This is a genomic window from Mycobacterium sp. ACS1612, assembly GCF_001667505.1.
Taxonomy (GTDB): domain Bacteria; phylum Actinomycetota; class Actinomycetes; order Mycobacteriales; family Mycobacteriaceae; genus Mycobacterium.
Map to the genome: position 1 here is coordinate 1 of NZ_LZHZ01000051.1, position 18,597 is coordinate 18,597.

11 protein-coding genes and 1 tRNA gene are annotated in these 18,597 nt (G+C 66.9%); 10 read left to right on the plus strand and 2 right to left on the minus strand.

The window, feature by feature from the left end; genetic code table 11:
* Positions 1–85: 85 nt before the first annotated feature.
* A tRNA-Arg gene (locus A5724_RS20015) sits at positions 86–158 on the minus strand.
* Between the two features lie 129 nt (positions 159–287).
* Between A5724_RS20015 and A5724_RS20020 the strand changes: the two genes are divergently transcribed.
* Genes A5724_RS20020 through A5724_RS20040 form a run of 5 tightly spaced genes read left to right on the plus strand, consistent with a single transcriptional unit; the run spans position 288 to position 8,529 of the window.
* Complete coding sequence (locus tag A5724_RS20020; protein ID WP_067805959.1) at positions 288–1,772, plus strand: wax ester/triacylglycerol synthase family O-acyltransferase; 1,485 nt, start codon at positions 288–290, stop codon at positions 1,770–1,772.
* On the plus strand, positions 1,769–3,415 hold the full coding sequence (locus A5724_RS20025; RefSeq protein ID WP_067805963.1) for an HAD-IB family hydrolase/lysophospholipid acyltransferase family protein: 1,647 nt from the start codon (positions 1,769–1,771) through the stop codon (positions 3,413–3,415). The genes A5724_RS20020 and A5724_RS20025 overlap by 4 nt, the downstream gene beginning before the upstream one ends.
* Entirely contained in the window at positions 3,412–5,760 is a 2,349-nt protein-coding gene (locus A5724_RS20030) for a glycerol-3-phosphate 1-O-acyltransferase (protein ID WP_067805966.1), read from the plus strand. Before A5724_RS20025 ends, A5724_RS20030 begins: the two co-directional genes overlap by 4 nt.
* Before the next feature lie 31 nt (positions 5,761–5,791).
* Entirely contained in the window at positions 5,792–7,795 is a 2,004-nt protein-coding gene (locus A5724_RS20035) for a cytochrome c oxidase assembly protein (RefSeq protein ID WP_067805969.1), read from the plus strand.
* Positions 7,792–8,529, plus strand: a complete 738-nt coding sequence (locus tag A5724_RS20040; protein ID WP_067805973.1) for a class I SAM-dependent methyltransferase — start codon at positions 7,792–7,794, stop codon at positions 8,527–8,529. Before A5724_RS20035 ends, A5724_RS20040 begins: the two co-directional genes overlap by 4 nt.
* 8 nt (positions 8,530–8,537) lie before the next feature.
* Here A5724_RS20040 and atzF read toward each other — a convergent pair whose 3' ends face one another.
* Entirely contained in the window at positions 8,538–10,151 is a 1,614-nt protein-coding gene (atzF, locus tag A5724_RS20045; RefSeq protein ID WP_067805976.1) for an allophanate hydrolase, read from the minus strand.
* Between the two features lie 153 nt (positions 10,152–10,304).
* On the opposite strand from atzF, the gene A5724_RS20050 reads away from it, so the two are divergent.
* From A5724_RS20050 to A5724_RS20070, 5 genes are all read left to right on the plus strand, one after another.
* The gene (locus tag A5724_RS20050) at positions 10,305–10,754 is read left to right on the plus strand and encodes a single-stranded DNA-binding protein (RefSeq protein ID WP_067805978.1); all 450 of its coding nucleotides are present in this window, start codon (positions 10,305–10,307) and stop codon (positions 10,752–10,754) included.
* A gap of 69 nt (positions 10,755–10,823) precedes the next feature.
* Positions 10,824–12,500 (plus strand): energy-dependent translational throttle protein EttA, encoded by a 1,677-nt coding sequence (ettA, locus tag A5724_RS20055; protein ID WP_067805981.1) that lies wholly within the window; start codon positions 10,824–10,826, stop codon positions 12,498–12,500.
* A 76-nt stretch (positions 12,501–12,576) separates the two neighbouring features.
* Complete coding sequence (locus A5724_RS20060) at positions 12,577–17,415, plus strand: NAD-glutamate dehydrogenase (protein ID WP_067805984.1); 4,839 nt, start codon at positions 12,577–12,579, stop codon at positions 17,413–17,415.
* A complete protein-coding gene (locus tag A5724_RS20065) occupies positions 17,412–17,855 on the plus strand; it encodes a thioesterase family protein (RefSeq protein ID WP_082965154.1) in 444 nt (147 codons plus the stop codon). The genes A5724_RS20060 and A5724_RS20065 overlap by 4 nt, the downstream gene beginning before the upstream one ends.
* Positions 17,852–18,526 carry a hypothetical protein gene (locus A5724_RS20070; protein WP_067805986.1) on the plus strand — a complete coding sequence of 225 codons (675 nt, stop codon included), beginning with the start codon at positions 17,852–17,854 and terminating at the stop codon, positions 18,524–18,526. The genes A5724_RS20065 and A5724_RS20070 overlap by 4 nt, the downstream gene beginning before the upstream one ends.
* Positions 18,527–18,597 lie beyond the last annotated feature (71 nt).

Sequence of the window (18,597 nt, forward strand, 5' to 3'; positions counted from 1 at the left end):
AGGTGTAAAGCATCAGCCGAAACACTGTCAGCCATCAACCGGAGCCGAAACGTCAAGCATCAACCGACGTCATACAGTAATGGAGCACCCCCGGCAGGACTTGAACCTGCGACCTACCGCTTAGAAGGCGGCTGCTCTGTCCGCTGAGCTACGGGGGCAGCGCGGTGAGTGTATCGCCCGGCCACCGGGAACCCCGCGTCCGCAACAGGTATAAACGCACAGCGTGCCGACGGGCGGCGGACTAGCGTGGTGGCAGCACATCGGCGTGAAGGAGGGGAGCGACGAGCATGAGTGACGTGCCGGATCTTGACGCGGACGGTCTTCCGGAGGAACTCAGCCCGTTCGACCAGATACTGCATCGCGGCGAGGCTCACCCCCGTACCCGGTCCGGCATCTTGACCATCGAGTTGCTCGACACCACCCCGGACTGGGACACCTACCGGGCTCGGTTCGAGCACGCGTCACGCAAGGTGTTGCGGCTGCGGCAGAAGGTCGTGATGCCGACGCTGCCGACCGTGGCGCCGCGGTGGGTCGTCGACCCCGATTTCAACCTCGACTTCCATGTGCGACGGATGCGGGTACCCCAACCGGGCACCATGCGCGAGGTATTCGACCTGGCCGAGATCGCCGCGCAGTCGCCGCTGGACATCTCGCGGCCGCTGTGGACGGCAACGCTGGTCGAAGGCCTCGAGGGTGGCCGCGCCGCGCAACTGGTGCACCTCAGCCACGCCGTCACCGACGGTGTCGGCGGCGTCGAGATGTTCGCCAACCTCTACGACCTCGAACGCGACCCGCCGAAACAGCCGCCGCCACCACTGCCGGTGCCGCAGGACCTGTCACCCAATGACCTGATGCGACAAGGCCTTAACCGGCTGCCCGGCACCATCGCCGGCCGGGTCCGCGGCGTGCTGTTCGGCGCCGCGCACGTGGTCGGCGAGATGGTCCGCGACCCGATATCGCGAATGGGCGACGTCGTCGAGTACGCGATGTCCGGTGCGCGCGTCGTCGGCCCGGTCGCCCCGCCGTCGCCGGTGCTGCGACGCCGCAGCCTCTCGTCGCGCAGCGACGCCATCGACATCGAGTTCGGGGCCTTGCACAAAGCCGCCAAGGCCGGCGGCGGCTCAATCAACGACGCCTATCTGGCCGGGCTCTGCGGCGCCCTGCGTCTCTATCACGAGGCCAAGGGCGTGCCGATCGACGCGCTGCCGATGGCGGTGCCGGTCAACCTTCGCTCCGAAGCGGATCCCGCCGGTGGCAACCGATTTGCCGGTGTCAACCTGGCCGCCCCCATCGGCCTGCAGGACCCCGGAGCGCGGATGAAGAACATCCGGTCCCAGATGACCCGTAAGCGCGAAGAACGCGCGATCGACATGGTCGGTGCGATCGCCCCCGTGCTCACGCTGATGCCGGATTCGGTGCTCGAGTCGATGGCCGGTTCGATCGTCAACTCCGATGTGCAAGCCAGCAACGTGCCCGTCTATGCAGGCGACACGTTCATCGCGGGCGCGAAGGTGTTGCGCCAGTACGGTATCGGCCCGCTGCCGGGCGTGGCGATGATGGTCGTGCTGATCTCGCGGGCCGGCTATTGCACCGTGAGCACCCGCTATGACCGGGCGTCGATCGTCGACCCCGACCTGTGGGCACGGTGCCTGCTCGCAGGTTTCGACGAGGTGCTTGCGCTCGGTGGCGACGGCCGCGCCGTGCCGGCAACGTTCACCGTCGACGCCCATGAGCCGAGTCCCGTGTCACCGAATGGAAGTGCGGCGCAATGACTTCGGCCAACGGTCAGCCCAACACACGAACCATGCGGCTGCCCGGATCGGTCGCCGAGATCCAGGCCAGCCCCGAGGGACCCGAGGTCGGCGCCTTCTTCGATTTGGACGGCACGCTGGTGGCCGGGTTCACCGGCGTCATCATGACCCAGGACCGGCTGCGCAGGCGGCAGATGTCGGTCGGCGAGTTCATCGGCATGGTGCAGGCGGGGCTGAACCATCAACTGGGCCGGTCCGAGTTCGAGGACTTGATCGGCAAGGGCGCCCGCATGCTGCGCGGCAGTTCCCTCGACGACATCGACGAATTGGCCGAGCGGCTGTTCGTACAGAAGATCGTCAGCCGCATCTATCCCGAAATGCGGGAGCTGGTCCGTGCTCACATGGCGAGGGACCACACCGTGGTGCTCAGCTCGTCGGCGCTGACCGTTCAGGTGGAGCCGGTGGCGCGGTTCCTCGGCATCAAGAACGTGCTGAGCAACAAGTTCGAGACCGACGAGCACGGCAGGCTCACCGGTGAAGTGCTCACGCCGATCATCTGGGGGCCCGGAAAGGCAAGGGCGGTCCAGGCTTTCGCCGCCAAGAACGGCGTGGACCTGTCGAAGAGCTACTTCTACGCCGACGGCGACGAAGACGTTGCGCTGATGTATCTGGTCGGCAATCCGCGGCCGACCAACCCCGCGGGCAAGCTCGCCGCCGTCGCGGCCAAACGCGGGTGGCCGGTGCTGCGCTTCACGAGTCGCAGTGGGAGCAGCCCGGTTTCGCAGCTGCGTACGGCTGCAGGCATCGCGTCGATGGTGCCGATCGCGGCGGGTGCGCTCGGTCTGGGACTGCTGACCCGCAACAGGCGCACCGGCGTGAACTTCTTCACGTCGACGTTCGGGCGGACGCTGCTCGACATCATCGGGATCAACCTCAACGTGCTGGGCAAGGAGAACCTGACCGCCCAGCGGCCCGCGGTGTTCATCTTCAATCACCGCAACCAGGCCGATCCGCTGATCGCCGGTCGCCTGGTGAACGACAACTTCACGTCGGTGGGCAAGAAGGAACTCGAGAGCGACCCGATCGTCGGCACCATGGGCAAGATCATGGACGCCGCGTTCATCGACCGAGACGACCCCAAGAAGGCTGTCGAAGGGTTGAAGAAGGTCGAGGAACTGGCCCGCAAGGGACTGTCGATCCTCATCGCACCCGAGGGCACTCGGTTGGACACCACCGAGGTGGGTGAGTTCAAGAGGGGTCCGTTCCGGATCGCCATGTCGGCCGGAATTCCCATCGTGCCCATCGTGATTCGCAACGCCGAGGTGATCGCTGCCCGCGACTCGAGCACCTTCAACCCGGGCACCGTCGACGTCGTGGTGTACCCACCGATCCCGGTCGACGACTGGACCCACGAGAACCTCCCCGAGCGCATCGCCGAAGTCCGTCAGCTGTATCTGGACACGCTCAAGGATTGGCCGCACGACGAGCTTCCGGTCCCGGATCTGTACGAGCGCACGAAGGCGCCTGCGAAGAAGGCGGCCAAGAAAGCAGCTAAGAAGGCTACGGCGAAGAAGGCGGCGGCGAAGAAGACGGCGACCAAGGCCGCCACGAAGCAGCCGGCCAAGAAGGCGGCCAAAAACGCTGCCGCGGAAGGTCGCCCGTGAAAGTCTCCGCCGACCACTTCGCACCGTTCACCGCCACCGACGACTCGTTGGTGCTCGCGTCGGTGTCCTCACCCGCTGAAGAGGAGTTGCTCGAGGATTGGCTGGCTCGCCAGCGACTTGAGCATCCCGATTCCAAGGTCGACGTGTTGCGGCTCCCCGCGGATGGGGAACCCTCGCCGGGCGCGTTGGCCCGGCTCGTCGAGGAACTCGAGGCTGACGAGGATCGGTCGGTCGTCCCGGTGCGGGTGTTCTGGGTGCCCGCCGGGCTGCCGACGCGCTCGAAAGTGGTGGCGTTTCTGTCCGGTCGCGATACGTACCGCCCGCCCGAGGTGCTGCAGAAGCGGATCCTGAAAAAGGACCCGTCCCGCGCCAGGGTGGTCGCCGGTGAACCGGCCAAGGTGTCCGAACTGCGTCAGCAGTGGAATGAGACCACTGTCGCCGAAAACCCCAGGGAATTCGCACGGTTCGTGATTCGACGCGCGATCCTGGCGATCGAACGCGTGGAACTGCGCCTGCTCGGCCCCGAATACAAGTCGCCGCGGCTGATCAAACCCGAACTGCTGACGTCGGCCCGATTCCGCGATGGCCTCGAGAAAATCCCCGGCGCGACGGTGGAGAAGGCCGGCGAGATGCTCGACGAGCTGTCCACCGGCTGGAGCCGCTTCTCGGTGGACCTCATTCCGTCCCTTGGCCGCGCCATCTTCAGCCGCGGTTTCGACCCGAACATCGACTACGACCGCAGCGAAGTCGAAGCCATGCGACGCGGGCTGGAACACCATCCGGCCGTGCTGTTGTTCTCGCACCGCTCCTATCTCGACGGTGTGATCGTTCCGGTGGCCATGCAGGAGAACCGGCTGCCGCCGGTGCACACCTTCGCCGGCATCAACCTGTCGTTCGGTTTCATGGGCCCGTTGATGCGCCACTCCGGCGTTATCTTCCTGCGCCGCAAACTTGACGATCCGTTGTACAAATACGTGCTGCGGCAATTCGTCGGCTACATCGTCGAAAAGCGTTTCAACCTGAGCTGGTCGATCGAGGGCACCCGGTCCCGCACCGGAAAGATGTTGCCGCCCAAGCTCGGTCTGCTCGCCTACGTCGCCGACGCCTACCTGGATGGCCGCAGCGACGACATCCTGCTGCAACCGGTGTCGATCAGCTTCGACCAGTTGCACGAGACCGCGGAATACGCGGCGTATGCGCGTGGCGGTGAAAAGACACCCGAAAGCCTCTCCTGGATGTACAACTTCATCAAGGCGCAGGGGGAACGCAATTACGGCAAGATCTACGTCCGCTTCCCCGAGGCCGTGTCGATGCGGGAGTACCTCGGCGAACCCTACGGCCCGATGACCACCGACGAGGCGGCCAAACGCCTTGCGCTGCAGAAGATGGCGTTCGAGGTGTCGTGGCGGATCCTTCGGGCGACCCCGGTCAATGCGACGGCGCTGGTCTCGGCGCTGCTGCTCACCACGCGCGGAATCGCGTTGACACTCAGCCAGATTCACCACACGCTGCAGCCGTCGCTGGATTACCTCGAGCGCAAGCAGACACCGATGACCAACAGCGCGTTGCGGTTACGCACGGAGGAAGGTGTTCGGGCCGCGCTCGACGCGCTGTCCAACCGTCACCCCGTCACCTGCGTCGAAGGGGGCAGCGAGCCGGTATGGCGAATCGCTCCCGAGGACGAACACGAAGCGGCGTTCTACCGCAACACACTCGTCGACGCATTCCTGGAGACGTCGTTGGTGGAGCTGGCGCTCGTGCACGCAGGCCGTGCCGAATCCGACCGGCTGGAAGCGTTCTGGTCGCAGGTGATGCGGTTGCGCGATCTGCTCAAGTTCGACTTCTACTTCGCCGACTCCGCGGCGTTCCGTGAACACGTCGCCGAGGAGCTGTCCTGGCAGGACGGCTGGCAGGAGCAGGTGTCGGCGGGTGAGCAGCAGGTCGAGGACCTGCTGCGGGCCAAATCCCCGCTGATGGCGGGCGCCATGCTGCGGCCGTTCTTCGAGGCGTACAAGATCGTCGCCGACGTGCTGCGCGACGCGCCCGCCGAAATCGACGAAAAGGAACTGACCAAGCGCGCTCTGGGCCTGGGCAACCAGTACGTCGCACAGAACCGGGTACGCAGCAACGAATCGGTGTCGGCGCTGCTGTTCGCCACCGCTCGTCAGGTCGCCGCCGATCAGCATCTGCTCGAGCCCGCCGCCGATCTCGACCAGCGACGTGCGGCGTTCCGCGACGAACTGCGCGGCATCCTGGCCGACATGGACGCTGTCGAGCGGGTCGCGCGCCAACAGTTCTATGCGCGCGAGAAGGCGCGACGGGCGCTGCGCAACGAGCCCGCGTAGGTCACCCAGCGGGACGCCATACGCTGGTCAGGTGACCACCGTGACCTCCAGCGTGCGCAGCAGCGCGGTATGGCCTGTGCTGCTCGGCGTCGGGGTGCTGGCCGGGGCCGTCGCCGCGGGCATCGGAGCGCTGTCGCTGGCCGACGCGCTGGCCGCCACCGGGCTGCCGGACCCTGGGCCCGCGACCACCTACGGCCTCCCGTTCGTGCGGGCGGCCGCGGAGATCGCCGCGGTGCTGGCGGTGGGATCGTTCCTGTTCGCGACGTTTTTGGTGCCGCCGCAGCCCAACGGTGTGCTCGACGCCGCAGGTTATCGGGCGCTGCGGCTGGGCACGGCGTCCTCGGCGGTCTGGGCGGTGTGCGCGGCGTTACTCGTGCCGTTGACGGTGTCGGATGTCTCCGGGCACCCCGTCAGCGAAAACCTCAATCCGATGGCCATCTGGTCGGCGGCGAGCCTCGTCGACACCGCGACGGCGTGGCGCTGGACCGCGTTCATCGCGGCCGCCGTCACGCTGGCCAGCCTTCCGGTGCTGCGGTGGGCGTGGACACCGGTGCTGTTGGCCGGCGCGCTGGTGTCGCTGGTGCCGCTGGGCCTGACGGGTCACTCGTCGGCGGGCGGGGCGCACGATCTGGCCACCAACAGCCTGATGATCCACCTGGTCGCGGGCGCACTGTGGGCCGGTGGCCTGTTGGCCTTGTTGGCCCACGCGCTGCGGTCCGGCCAGCATGCGGATCTGGCGGCCAGGCGGTTCTCGGCGCTGGCGCTGTGGTGCTTCGTGGCAATGGCAGTCAGCGGTGTCATCAACGCGCTGGTGCGGATGCAGCCGGCAGACCTGTTCGACACCCGCTACGGCTGGCTGGTGGTGGGCAAGGTCGTCGCGTTGTGTGTGCTTGGTCTCATCGGATGGCGGCAGCGGCGCAGCGGGGTGGCGGCGCTTCAGTCCGATCCGCAGGCGCGCGGGCCGTTGCTGCGACTGGCTCTGATCGAGGCGGCCGTGTTCGGTGCGACGTTCGGCATTGCGGTTGGGCTGGGCCGCACGCCACCGCCGCCGTTGCTGTACGAGCCGAGCCCCGTCGAACTGGCCATTGGGTACGGCTTCGACGGGCCGCCGACGGTTGCGCGGGTGCTGTTCGACTGGCGTTTCGACCTGATTTTCGGCACCGCGGCGATCGTGATGGCCGCCCTGTATCTGTTCTGGGTGCGCCGGCTGCGGCTTCGCGGCGACGCCTGGCCGACCGGACGCACGGTGGCGTGGCTGTGCGGTTGCGCGGCGCTGCTGTTCACCACGTCCTCGGGGCTGGGCCGCTACATGCCCGCGATGTTCTCGATGCACATGGTGGCGCACATGATGCTGTCGATGTTGGTGCCGGTGCTTCTGGTGCTCGGCGCGCCGGTGACGCTGGCGCTGCGGGCACTGCCGACCGCAGGCCGCGGGCAGCCGCCTGGGCTGCGGGAATGGCTGCTGGCGGCGCTGCATTCGCGGGTGTCGCGGTTTCTCACCCATCCGGTCGTGGCCACTGTGGTGTTCGTCGCCGGGTTCTATGCCCTCTACTTCGGCGGGATCTTCGATGCCGCGGTGAGCAACCATGCCGCGCACGTGCTGATGAATGTGCACTTCCTACTCAGCGGATACCTGTTCTACTGGGTGGTCATCGGTGTCGATCCGACGCCGCGACAGATACCGCAACTCGGCAAGGTCGCGATGGTGTTCGCGTCGCTGCCGTTGCACGCGTTCTTCGGTGTGGTGCTGATGGGGATGCAGACCGTGCTCGGCGCGTCGTTCTACCGATCGCTGGCGTTGAGCTGGCACACCGACCTCATCGGCGATCAGCGACTGGGCGGCGGAATCGCCTGGGCGGCAGGCGAAATCCCGCTGGTTCTGGTGATGATCGCGCTGCTGATCCAGTGGCGGCGCAGCGACCAACGCACCGCCAAACGCCTGGACCGGGCCGCCGACCGGGACGACGACGCGGAATTGACCGCGTACAACGCGATGCTGTCGGAGTTGGCCAAGCGGGACAGCCGTTCGACGTGACCACCGACGACGGGTTCTTCGACGAAGAGGTCGCCGCCACCTATGACGCCGCGACGTCGGGCATGCACGACCAAGCCGTCATCGACCGCATCGTTGACGTGCTTGCCGAACTCGCCGGCGACGGTAGAGCTCTCGAGTTCGGCATCGGGACCGGTCGCATCGCCCTTCCGCTCGCGGGGCGGGGCGTCGAGGTGCACGGCATCGACATGTCGAAGGCGATGGTCGCCCGTTTGCGGGAAAAGCCCGGCGCAGCCGGGATAGAGGTGACGATCGGCGACTTCGCCGATACCCGTGTGCCCGGCGAGTTCTCGTTGACTTACCTGGTGTTCAACACCATCGGCAACCTCACCACCCAAGACGCGCAGGTCGCGTGTTTCATCAACGCCGCCGAACACCTGCGACCAGGCGGCAGCTTCGTCGTCGAGGTCGGCCTCCCTGCGCTACGACTGCTGCCGCCGGGGCAACGCGCCGTCCCGTTCGACGTCGGCGACGATTACTGGGCCTACGATCTCTATGACTGTGCGACACAGTCGATGACGTCCAACTACGTCGACGACATCGGCGGCGCAGTCAAGCTGCGCTCGATGCCGTTTCGCTACGTGTGGCCCGCCGAACTGGACCTGATGGCGCGCATCGCAGGCATGTCTCTGGTCGAGCGCTGGGAAGACTGGGACACAAGGCCGTTCACGCACGAGAGCACACGACACGTGTCGGTCTGGCAGAAGCTGATCTGACGACGCGGCTAGACTGCGCCCGCCGAGATCGCCGCCGGCCAGCTGCCGTACGCGCTGATGTCTTTGCCGGTAGCGGCGGCGCCGTCGCAGCCGAACGCGGTTCGCCATGTGCCGTCGTCGAATTCGACCTTGCCCAGCTGCATCGGCGCGGGCAACGCGGCCAGGAACCGGCCGAGGGCGGCGGGGGACAGCAGCCACCGGTGCCCCAGTAACGCCGCGCCCTGCGCACCGTCGGGCACCCGCGTGATCGCCGGTTTGGCAGGCTCGGTCGGCAGCACCGACATCCGATAGCGCGGGGCGGTCGTCACCTCACCCGCCCAACGCGCGCCGAGGTCGGTGAGCTGATGCACCAGTGGCCCGCCCACCAGATGCGCGCCGAACACCACCAGTTCGACGGCGTCCGCCGCGGCCAGCGGCCAAACCTGTTCTGGCGCTTGCTGTCCAGTCACCAGCGCAGCGATGTCCAATGCGACCGCATCCTCGAATGCGCGTGCTAACACCGTGACGCCGAACTGCGCCTGCCCTGCGGTGCCCGCGGGCACAGAAACCGCGCACAGGTCGAACAGATTGCAGAAGTTGGTGTAGGTGCCCATCCGTGAGTTGGCGCCGACCGGGTCGGCGGCGACTTCATCGATGCGTGGATGCGTAGGTGCGGTGGGCACGAACAGTGCGTCGACGCCGTCCAATTCGGCCATCGCCACCTTGCGCAACCGCTCAACCTCACGCCGGTCGCGGACCAGGCGGTGCGCCGGGATGTCGCGGGCCCCGGTGACGATGCGGCGCACGGTTGGATCCAGCGCGGCGGCGGGATGTGTGTCGATGAATTCGCCCGCAGCGGCGTATCTTTCGCTGACCAACGCGCCGTCGTACAGCAGCTTGGCGGCCTCCAGGAACGGCGCGATGTCGACGGTGACGATGCGCGCTCCCGCCTCCGACAGCCCGGCGACGGCCGCGTCGAACGCCGCGCGCCACTCGCGGTCCAATTCGGGAAGCTCACCGGGAACCGCGACCACGGGATTGGGCGGCGATGCCAACCGGACGTCGGCGGGCCACGGCCGGTCACTGGCGCCTGCGGCCATCACGCCCATCGCGCGGCTGGCCAGCTCGAGTTCGGCCGCGAAAATCGTGACGCAGTCATATGACTCGCAGGCGGGCACGACGCCCTCGGTCGAGATCACCCCCAGCGTCGGCTTGATCCCGACGATGCCCTGCAGGCCCGCGGGCACCCGGCCCGAACCCGCGGTGTCGGTGCCGATGGCGATGTCGGCCTGACCGGATGCGACCGCCACAGCGGATCCCGAACTCGACCCCCCACTGATGTATTCGGGCCTGCGACTGTCGGGCACCGCACCGTGCGGGGACCGGGTGCCGACCAGACCGGTCGCGAACTGGTCGAGATTCGTCTTGCCGACCACCACCGCGCCCGCCGCCCGCAGCGCCGCGACGACGGGGGCGTCCCGATCGGGTTGATAGCCGAACTCCGGGCAGGCGGCCGTGGTCGGCAGCCCGGCTGCGTCGACATTGTCTTTGACCGCGAGCCGCAGGCCCGCCAGCGCGCCCTGGCTCCGGTCCAGCTCGGCCGCCACCTCGGCCTCGGGTCTGCGTGTGATCCACACCGTCATGACGATCAACCTAAGGCCGATCGATCCACAGCGCGCACTTCATCCACAGGGGAGTCGGTGCGCTGACCGGTTCGGGCCGCGGTGTCGGGGCCGCGGCGGTCAATGGTGGTGCGACGCGCGTCGCAGTTTTCGATGAAACGAGAGGAATCAGCAATGTTCGAGACGCCCATCACCATCGTCGGCAACATCGTCAACGACCCGCAGGGCCGCAGGGTCGGCGACCAGGAGGTCATCAAGTTCCGGGTGGCCAGCAATTCGCGCAGGCGGACCGCCGACGGCAACTGGGAACCTGGCAATTCGCTGTTCGTCACCGTCAACTGCTGGGGCAAGCTGGTCACCGGCGTCGGCGCGGCCCTGCGCAAGGGTGATCCGGTGATCGTCGTCGGACACGTCTACACCAGCGAATACGACGATCGCGACGGCAACCGCCGGTCGAACCTCGAGATGCGCGCCACCTCGGTCGGGCCTGATCTGGCGCGCTCGATCGTGCGCATCATCGAGAAGACGCCTTCCCTGCGCGACGACGGTCCGACGGCGGACGAGTCGGCCGAGGAAGCGGTGGTCGACGCCGAAGAGGAGAAGCCGATGCCTCTGTCCGCATAGCCGCGTTCGGCCACGCCTACGATGGTCCGCGAGCAGTACCAAAGACTCGCGAAAGGCAAATCAACGGCAATGGCCGAATTCATCTATTCGATGCGGAAGGTCCGCAAGGCGCACGGCGACAAGGTGATCCTTGACGACGTCAGCCTGAACTTCCTTCCTGGCGCGAAGATCGGCGTGGTCGGCCCGAACGGGGCAGGCAAGTCGAGCGTCTTGCGGATCATGGCCGGGCTGGACACTCCCAACAACGGCGATGCGCTGCTGGCCCCCGGCGCCAGCGTCGGGATCCTGCAGCAGGAACCGCCGCTGAACGAGGAGAAAACCGTGCGCGGCAACGTCGAGGAGGGCCTCGGCGACATCAAGGTCAAGCTCGACCGCTTCAACGAGGTGGCCGAACTGATGGCCACCGACTACTCCGACGAGCTGATGGAGGAGATGGGCCGGCTGCAGGAGCAGCTGGACCACGCTGACGCGTGGGACCTCGACTCGCAGCTGGAGCAGGCGATGGACGCGCTGCGCTGCCCGCCGCCCGACGAACCGGTGACCAACCTGTCCGGCGGCGAGCGGCGCCGCGTCGCGCTGTGCAAGCTGCTGCTGTCCAAGCCCGATCTGCTGCTGCTCGACGAGCCGACCAACCACCTCGACGCCGAGAGTGTGCAGTGGCTCGAGCAGCACCTGGCCGAGTACAAGGGCGCCATCCTGGCCGTCACCCACGATCGGTACTTCCTGGACAACGTCGCCGAGTGGATTCTGGAACTCGACCGCGGCCGGGCATACCCCTACGAGGGCAACTACTCGACGTATCTGGAGAAGAAGGCCGAGCGCATCGCGGTGCAGGGCCGCAAGGACGCCAAGCTGCAGAAGCGGCTCAAGGACGAGCTGGCGTGGGTCCGCTCCGGCGTCAAGGCACGCCAAGCCAAGAGCAAGGCCCGTCTGCAGCGTTACGAGGAGATGGCGGCCGAGGCCGAGAAGACCAGGAAGCTGGACTTCGAGGAGATCCAGATCCCGACCGGTCCGCGGCTGGGCAATGTGGTGGTCGAGGTCGAGCACCTCGACAAGGGCTTCGGCGGCCGCACGCTGATCAAGGACCTGTCCTTCACGCTGCCCCGCAACGGCATCGTCGGCGTGATCGGTCCCAACGGCGTCGGTAAGACCACGCTGTTCAAGACCATCGTCGGCCTGGAAGCGCCCGACAGCGGCACGGTCAGGATCGGCGACACCGTCAAGCTGTCCTACGTCGACCAGAGCCGGGCGGGCATCGACCCGACCAAGACGGTTTGGGAGGTCGTCTCCGACAAGCTCGACTACATCGAGGTCGGCCAGAACGAGATCCCGTCGCGGGCCTACGTCTCGGCGTTCGGATTCAAGGGCCCGGACCAGCAGAAGCCGGCGGGGGTGCTGTCCGGCGGTGAACGCAACCGGCTGAACCTGGCGCTCACCCTCAAGGAGGGCGGCAACCTGATCCTGCTCGATGAGCCCACCAACGACCTCGACGTGGAGACGCTGAGTTCGCTGGAGAACGCGCTCGAGAACTTCCCCGGATGCGCGGTGGTGATCTCTCACGACCGGTGGTTCCTCGACCGGACTTGCACGCACATCCTCGCGTGGGAGGGCGACGACGACAACGAGGCCAAATGGTTCTGGTTCGAAGGCAACTTCGCGGCCTACGAAGAGAACAAGGTGGAACGACTTGGTATCGATGCGGCCCGTCCGCACAGGGTGACCCACCGCCGCCTCACGCGAGACTAGTGTCGCCTTTGCGTGCCACGGAGCCGCTTCTGGCGGCGACATGCACTGGTGCTGGTATGCGTAGGCAGGAGCGGCGATGACGGTCAACCCGGGGACTGGCACAGGCGTCGGCGGATCCACCGCGCCGCCGCCGCTGAGCCAGGACACCATCGCCAGGTTGGCGCGGGCCTATATGTCGACGTATCGGGGACCACACGGTGACGCGCCGGGCGCCGACTCGGCGGTCACCGCACCGGTGCGGGCGGCCGTCAGCACGCTGATCTCGCCCGCCATGATCGATGCGCAGTTGCGGCTGGGCGCGCACCGGTCGTTCGGCGACACCAGGGTCGCGGTGTACGGCGAGGACGACCCGGCGGGGTTCGGGCCCGCGCTGCAGATCGTCACCGACAACGCGTCGATGCTGATGGACTCCGTCACGGTGCTGCTGCACCGACTCGGGGTGGCGTACAAGGCCATCATGAATCCGGTGTTCCGGGCGCGCCGGGGTCCCAGCGGCGACCTGCTGGCCATCGAACCCGCGTCCGACGCGCCGTTCGGCGACGGCATCGACGAGACGTGGATCCACGTGCAACTGGCCGACTCGTGCGATCCCAAGATCATCGACGAGGTCAAACGGTTGCTGCCCAGCGTGCTCGCCGACGCCCGCCAAGTGGCGCTGGATTCCACGTCGATGACCGCGATGCTGATCAGCCTCGCCGCCGAACTCGACTCCGACACCCAGGGCAGGTTCCCCAGCTCGGACCGCAAAGACGTTGCCGCGCTGCTGCGTTGGCTCGCCGACGGCCATTTCGTGCTGCTGGGCTATCAGCGCTGCCAGGTCAGCAACGGGCAGTCCGCCGTCGACCCGTCGAGCCGTCTCGGGGTGCTGCGACTGCGCACCGACGTGCTCCCGCAACTCACCGGCAACGACGATCTGCTGGTGCTCGCGCAGGCCACGATGCCGAGCTTCCTGCGCTACGGCGCCTACCCGTACATCGTGGTGGTGCGCGAGAACATGCGCGGCACCGTCATCGAGCACCGGTTCGTCGGGCTGTTCACCGTGGCCGCGATGAACGCCAATGTGCTCGAGATACCGCTGATCTCGCGGCGGGTCAACGATGCGCTCGCGATAGCGCACCGCGATCCCAGCCATCCCGGCCAGTTGCTGCTGGACATCATCCAGACCATCCCGCGCTCGGAGTTGTTCGCGTTGTCGGCCAAGGAACTCCTCGACATGGCGATGGCGGTGGTCGACCTCGGGTCGCGACGGCGCACATTGCTGTTCCTTCGCGCCGACCAACTCGCGCATTTCGTGTCGTGCCTGGTGTATCTGCCCCGCGATCGGTACACCACGGCGGTGCGGCTGGAGATGCAGGACATCCTGGTCCGCGAACTGGGCGGGGTCAGCATCGACTACGCCGCTCGGGTCAGCGAATCGCCGTGGGCGGTGGTGCATTTCACCGTCCGGCTGCCCGAAGGGCGCCGCAAGCAGGACATCGACGTCTCTTTGGAGAACGAGTCCCGGATCCAGGACCTGCTGACCGAGGCCGCGCGGACATGGGGCGACCGGCTGATCGGCGCGGTGAAAACCGGTTCGATCACCCAGGCCATGGCCGAACACTATTCGGGGGCCTTCCAGGAGGTGTACAAGCAGGCCGTCGCGCCGTGGGACGCCATCAACGACATCGCGATCATCGAAGAGCTGCAAGACAACTCGGTCCGTCTGGTGCTCGGCGACCGGGGCGCGGACGGCGTCGCGCAGCTCACCTGGTATCTCGGCGGACGGTCGGCGTCGCTGAGCCATCTGCTGCCGATGCTGCAGTCCATGGGCGTGGTGGTGCTCGAGGAGCGGCCGTTCACCGTGGCCAGGCCCGACGGGTTGCAGGTGTGGATCTACCAGTTCAAGGTGTCGCCGCACCCCGACATCCCGACGGAAGCCGAAGGCCCCGAACGTGCCAGCATGGCCGACCGGTTCGCCGATGCTGTCACCGCGATCTGGCACGGTCGCGCCGAGATCGACCGCTTCAACGAGTTGGTGCTGCGCGCCGGGCTGACCTGGCAACAGGTCGCGCTGCTGCGGATGTACGCGAAGTACCTGCGGCAGGCAGGTTTTCCGTACAGCCAGTCCCACATCGAAGGCGTCATCAATGGCAACGCGGGCACCGCGCGGTCGTTGGTCGAGCTGTTCGAGGCGCTGTTCGACCCGGCGCCGTCGGACGACAACCGCCGTCGTGACGCGCAGGCCGCCGCCGCGGCAGTGGCCGCCGACATCGACGCCCTCGTCAGCCTGGACACCGACCGCGTGCTGCGGGCGTTCGCATCGATGATTCAAGCCACGCTGCGCACCAATTACTTTGTCACCCATCCCGATTCGGCGCGCGCGCAGAACGCGTTCTCGGTCAAGCTGAATCCCGGACTCATCGACGAACTTCCGTTACCGCGGCCCCGCTTCGAGATCTTCGTGTACTCCCCTCGGGTGGAGGGCGTGCACCTGCGGTTCGGGTTCGTGGCGCGCGGCGGGCTGCGCTGGTCGGACCGCAAGGAAGACTTCCGCACCGAGATCCTCGGCCTGGTCAAGGCGCAGGCGGTGAAGAACGCCGTGATCGTGCCGGTCGGCGCCAAGGGCGGCTTCGTGGTCAAGAATCCGCCGCCCACCGAGGATCGCGACGCATTCCGCAACGAAGGCATCGCCTGCTACAAGCTGTTCATCGCGGGGCTGCTCGATGTGACCGACAACGTCGACAAGTCTTCCGGCAACGTCGTCACCCCGACCGAGGTGGTGCGCCGCGACGGTGACGACGCCTACCTGGTGGTGGCCGCCGACAAAGGCACCGCGACGTTCTCCGACATCGCCAACGAGGTGGCTGCGTCCTACGGCTTCTGGCTCGGCGACGCGTTCGCCTCCGGTGGTTCGGTGGGCTACGACCACAAGGCCATGGGCATCACCGCCAAGGGCGCATGGGAGGCCGTCAAGCGACACTTCCGCGAGATGGGCGTCGACACCCAGACCGAGGACTTCACCGTCGTCGGGATCGGCGACATGAGCGGCGACGTGTTCGGCAACGGCATGTTGTTGTCCAAACACATCCGGCTGTTGGCCGCATTCGACCACCGGCACGTCTTCATCGATCCCAGCCCCGACGCCGCGACGTCGTGGGATGAGCGCAAGCGCATGTTCGAGCTGCCGCGGTCGTCGTGGGACGACTACAACCGGTCGCTGATCAGCGAGGGCGGCGGGGTTTACAGCCGCGAGCAGAAGTCGATCCCGATCAGCCCGCAGGCCCGCGCCGCGCTCGGCATCGCCGACGACATCGACGAGTTGACGCCGCCGGCACTGATCAAGGCGATTCTCAAGGCGCCGGCCGACTTGTTGTTCAACGGCGGCATCGGCACCTACATCAAGGCCGAGACGGAGTCGGACGCCGACGTCGGCGACCGCGCCAACGATCCGGTGCGCATCAACGGAAACCAGGTGCGCGCCAAGGTGATCGGCGAGGGCGGCAACCTGGGCGTCACCTCATTGGGCCGCATCGAGTTCTGCCTGGCGGGCGGGCGCTGCAACACCGACGCGATGGACAACTCCGCCGGCGTCGACTGCTCTGACCACGAGGTCAACATCAAGATCCTGGTCGACTCGCTGGTGACCGCAGGCAAGGTGCGCGCCGAGGACCGCACGCAACTGCTGGTGTCGATGACCGACGAGGTCGGCCGATTGGTGTTGACCGACAACGAGGATCAGAACGATCTGATGGGCACCAGTCGCGCCAACGCCGCCAGCCTGCTTCCGGTGCACGCGCGGATGATCAAGGACTTCGTCAAAGAACACGGGCTCAACCGCGAACTCGAGGCGCTGCCGTCGGAGAAGGAAATCCACCGTCGGACCGAGGCAGGACTGGGCTTGACATCACCCGAACTCGCGACCCTGATGGCACATGTGAAGCTGGTGCTCAAGGACGAGGTGCTGGCCAGCGAACTTCCCGACCAGGAAGTGTTCGCCTCGCGGCTACCGTGGTACTTCCCGCACAACCTGCGCGACCAGTTCGCCGCCGAGATCCGGCAGCACCAACTGCGCCGGGAGATCGTCACCACCATGCTGGTCAACGACCTCGTCGACACCAGCGGAATCACCTACACCTACCGCGTTTCTGAGGACGTCGGGGTCCGTCCTGTCGACGCGGTGCGCAGTTACGTGGCCACCAATGCGATCTTCCGGGTCGGCGAGGTGTGGCGACAGATCCGCGCCGCCGACATCTCGGTGGCCGTATCCGACCGCATGACACTGGATCTGCGTCGGCTCATCGACCGGGCGGCACGGTGGCTGCTCAACTACCGGCCGCAACCGTTGGCGGTGGGTGCCGAGATCAACCGGTTCGCCGAGAAGGTCCGGGTGCTGACGCCGCGGATGTCGGAGTGGTTGCGCGGCGACGACAAGGGGATCGTGGAGAAGGAAGCCCGCGAGTTCAGCTCGCAAGGTGTGCCCGACGGTTTGGCGTACATGGTGGCGACCGGGCTGTACCAGTACAGCCTGCTCGACGTGATCGACATCGCTGACATCATTGACCGCGACCCGGCCGAAGTCGCCGACACCTACTTCGCGTTGATGGCCCGTCTCGGCACCGATGGACTGCTGACGGCGGTGTCGCGCCTCGAGCGCGACGACCGCTGGCATTCGTTGGCCCGCTTGGCTATTCGCGACGACATCTACGGATCGATCAGGGCGCTGTGCTTCGACGTGCTGGCGGTCGGTGAGCCTGAGGAAAGCGGCGAGGAGAAGATCGCCGAGTGGGAGACCACCAACAGTTCGCGCGTGAGCCGGGCACAGCGCACCCTCGCCGAGATCTATGAAAGCGGTGACCTGGACCTGGCGACACTGTCGGTCGCGGCGCGCCAGTTGCGCAGTATGACCAGGACGAGCGGAACAGGAACGACTGGGTGAGCGATGAGCGTCTCGCGCGAAGAGCAGACAGCAATGGTTTTGTAGCGCCGGTGCACGTGCGGTGGTCCGACATCGACATGTACCAGCACATCAACCACGCCACGATGGTCACCATCCTCGAAGAGGCCAGGATCCCGTTTCTGCGTGAGCCATTCGAGGCGGTGATCGAGGAGATCGGTCTGCTGATCCACGAGGTGAAGATCCTCTACAAGGGCCAGCTGCGGCTGCGGGATTCGCCGTTGCAGGTGACGATGTTCTCCAAGCGGGTGCGGGCCGTCGACTTCACGATCGGTTACGAGGTTCGGTCGGTGCGCAAGGATCCCGATTCCAAGCCCGCGGTGATCGCCGAGACCCAGCTGGCCGCGGTGCACATCAAAGAGCAACGGCTGCAGCGACTTTCGCCTGCCCAGCGCGAGTACCTGCAGCGCTATCTTCGATGACCGCACCGGAACGCGGTATCTGGCTCGACGATGCCACGCATCGGGAGGACTTGACGACGTTCACCGAGCGAGCGATGCGGCTGGACGAGGCGGCGGTCATCCGTCTTCGTGAGCGGGCCGGCGGCCTTGTGGTGGCCTGGGTGGCAACCGGTTTCGACGTGTTGGCCAGCCGGGTCGTGCAGGGGCGGGTCAAGCCGGGTGACCTCAGCGCAGGCGCCGACGCGCTGTCGGCGGGGCTGACCGCGATGGACCGCAGCGGCTACGTCGACCCAGGGTTCCCCATGGATTCCGCATGGCGGGGTGCGCTGCCGCCCGAAACCGGCTTCGTACATCTCGACGACGTGCCCGCGCGCGCGGTGCTCGAACTGGCGCAGCGCGGCACCGCGCTGGCGAAGGAGCACTCGAGCGCGCACGGCCCGCCGGCGTCGCTGCTGGATCAGGAAGTGGTTTCGGTCAGCTCGGGCGACGAGAGCGTCGGCATCCCGATGCGTTGCGTATTCGCCTTGACCGCAATGGGTTTCCTGCCGCAGTCGTCGGAACAGCTGGACCCGGCAACCGTCGCCGCCGACGAGATCGTCCGGGTACGGGCGCTGCCGACGTGGCTGCGCATCGACGCTCGGTTCGGGTCGGTGTACCGCCGCCGCGGCGACCCGGCCGTGGTGCTGAGGTAATTTCCCTCTGCCGAGCGACCGTGTTTGTACGCCAACACGCCCCGCGGAGCGTGCATTTTGCGGTCGCTCGC

Coding starts and splice junctions, on each gene's coding strand:
- A5724_RS20020 (WP_067805959.1), top strand. CDS start 288: ATGAGTGACGTGCCGGATCTTGACGCGGACGGTCTTCCGGAGGAACTC.
- A5724_RS20025 (WP_067805963.1), top strand. CDS start 1,769: ATGACTTCGGCCAACGGTCAGCCCAACACACGAACCATGCGGCTGCCC.
- atzF (WP_067805976.1), bottom strand. CDS start 10,151: ATGACGGTGTGGATCACACGCAGACCCGAGGCCGAGGTGGCGGCCGAG.
- A5724_RS20050 (WP_067805978.1), top strand. CDS start 10,305: ATGTTCGAGACGCCCATCACCATCGTCGGCAACATCGTCAACGACCCG.
- ettA (WP_067805981.1), top strand. CDS start 10,824: ATGGCCGAATTCATCTATTCGATGCGGAAGGTCCGCAAGGCGCACGGC.
- A5724_RS20060 (WP_067805984.1), top strand. CDS start 12,577: ATGACGGTCAACCCGGGGACTGGCACAGGCGTCGGCGGATCCACCGCG.
- A5724_RS20070 (WP_067805986.1), top strand. CDS start 17,852: ATGACCGCACCGGAACGCGGTATCTGGCTCGACGATGCCACGCATCGG.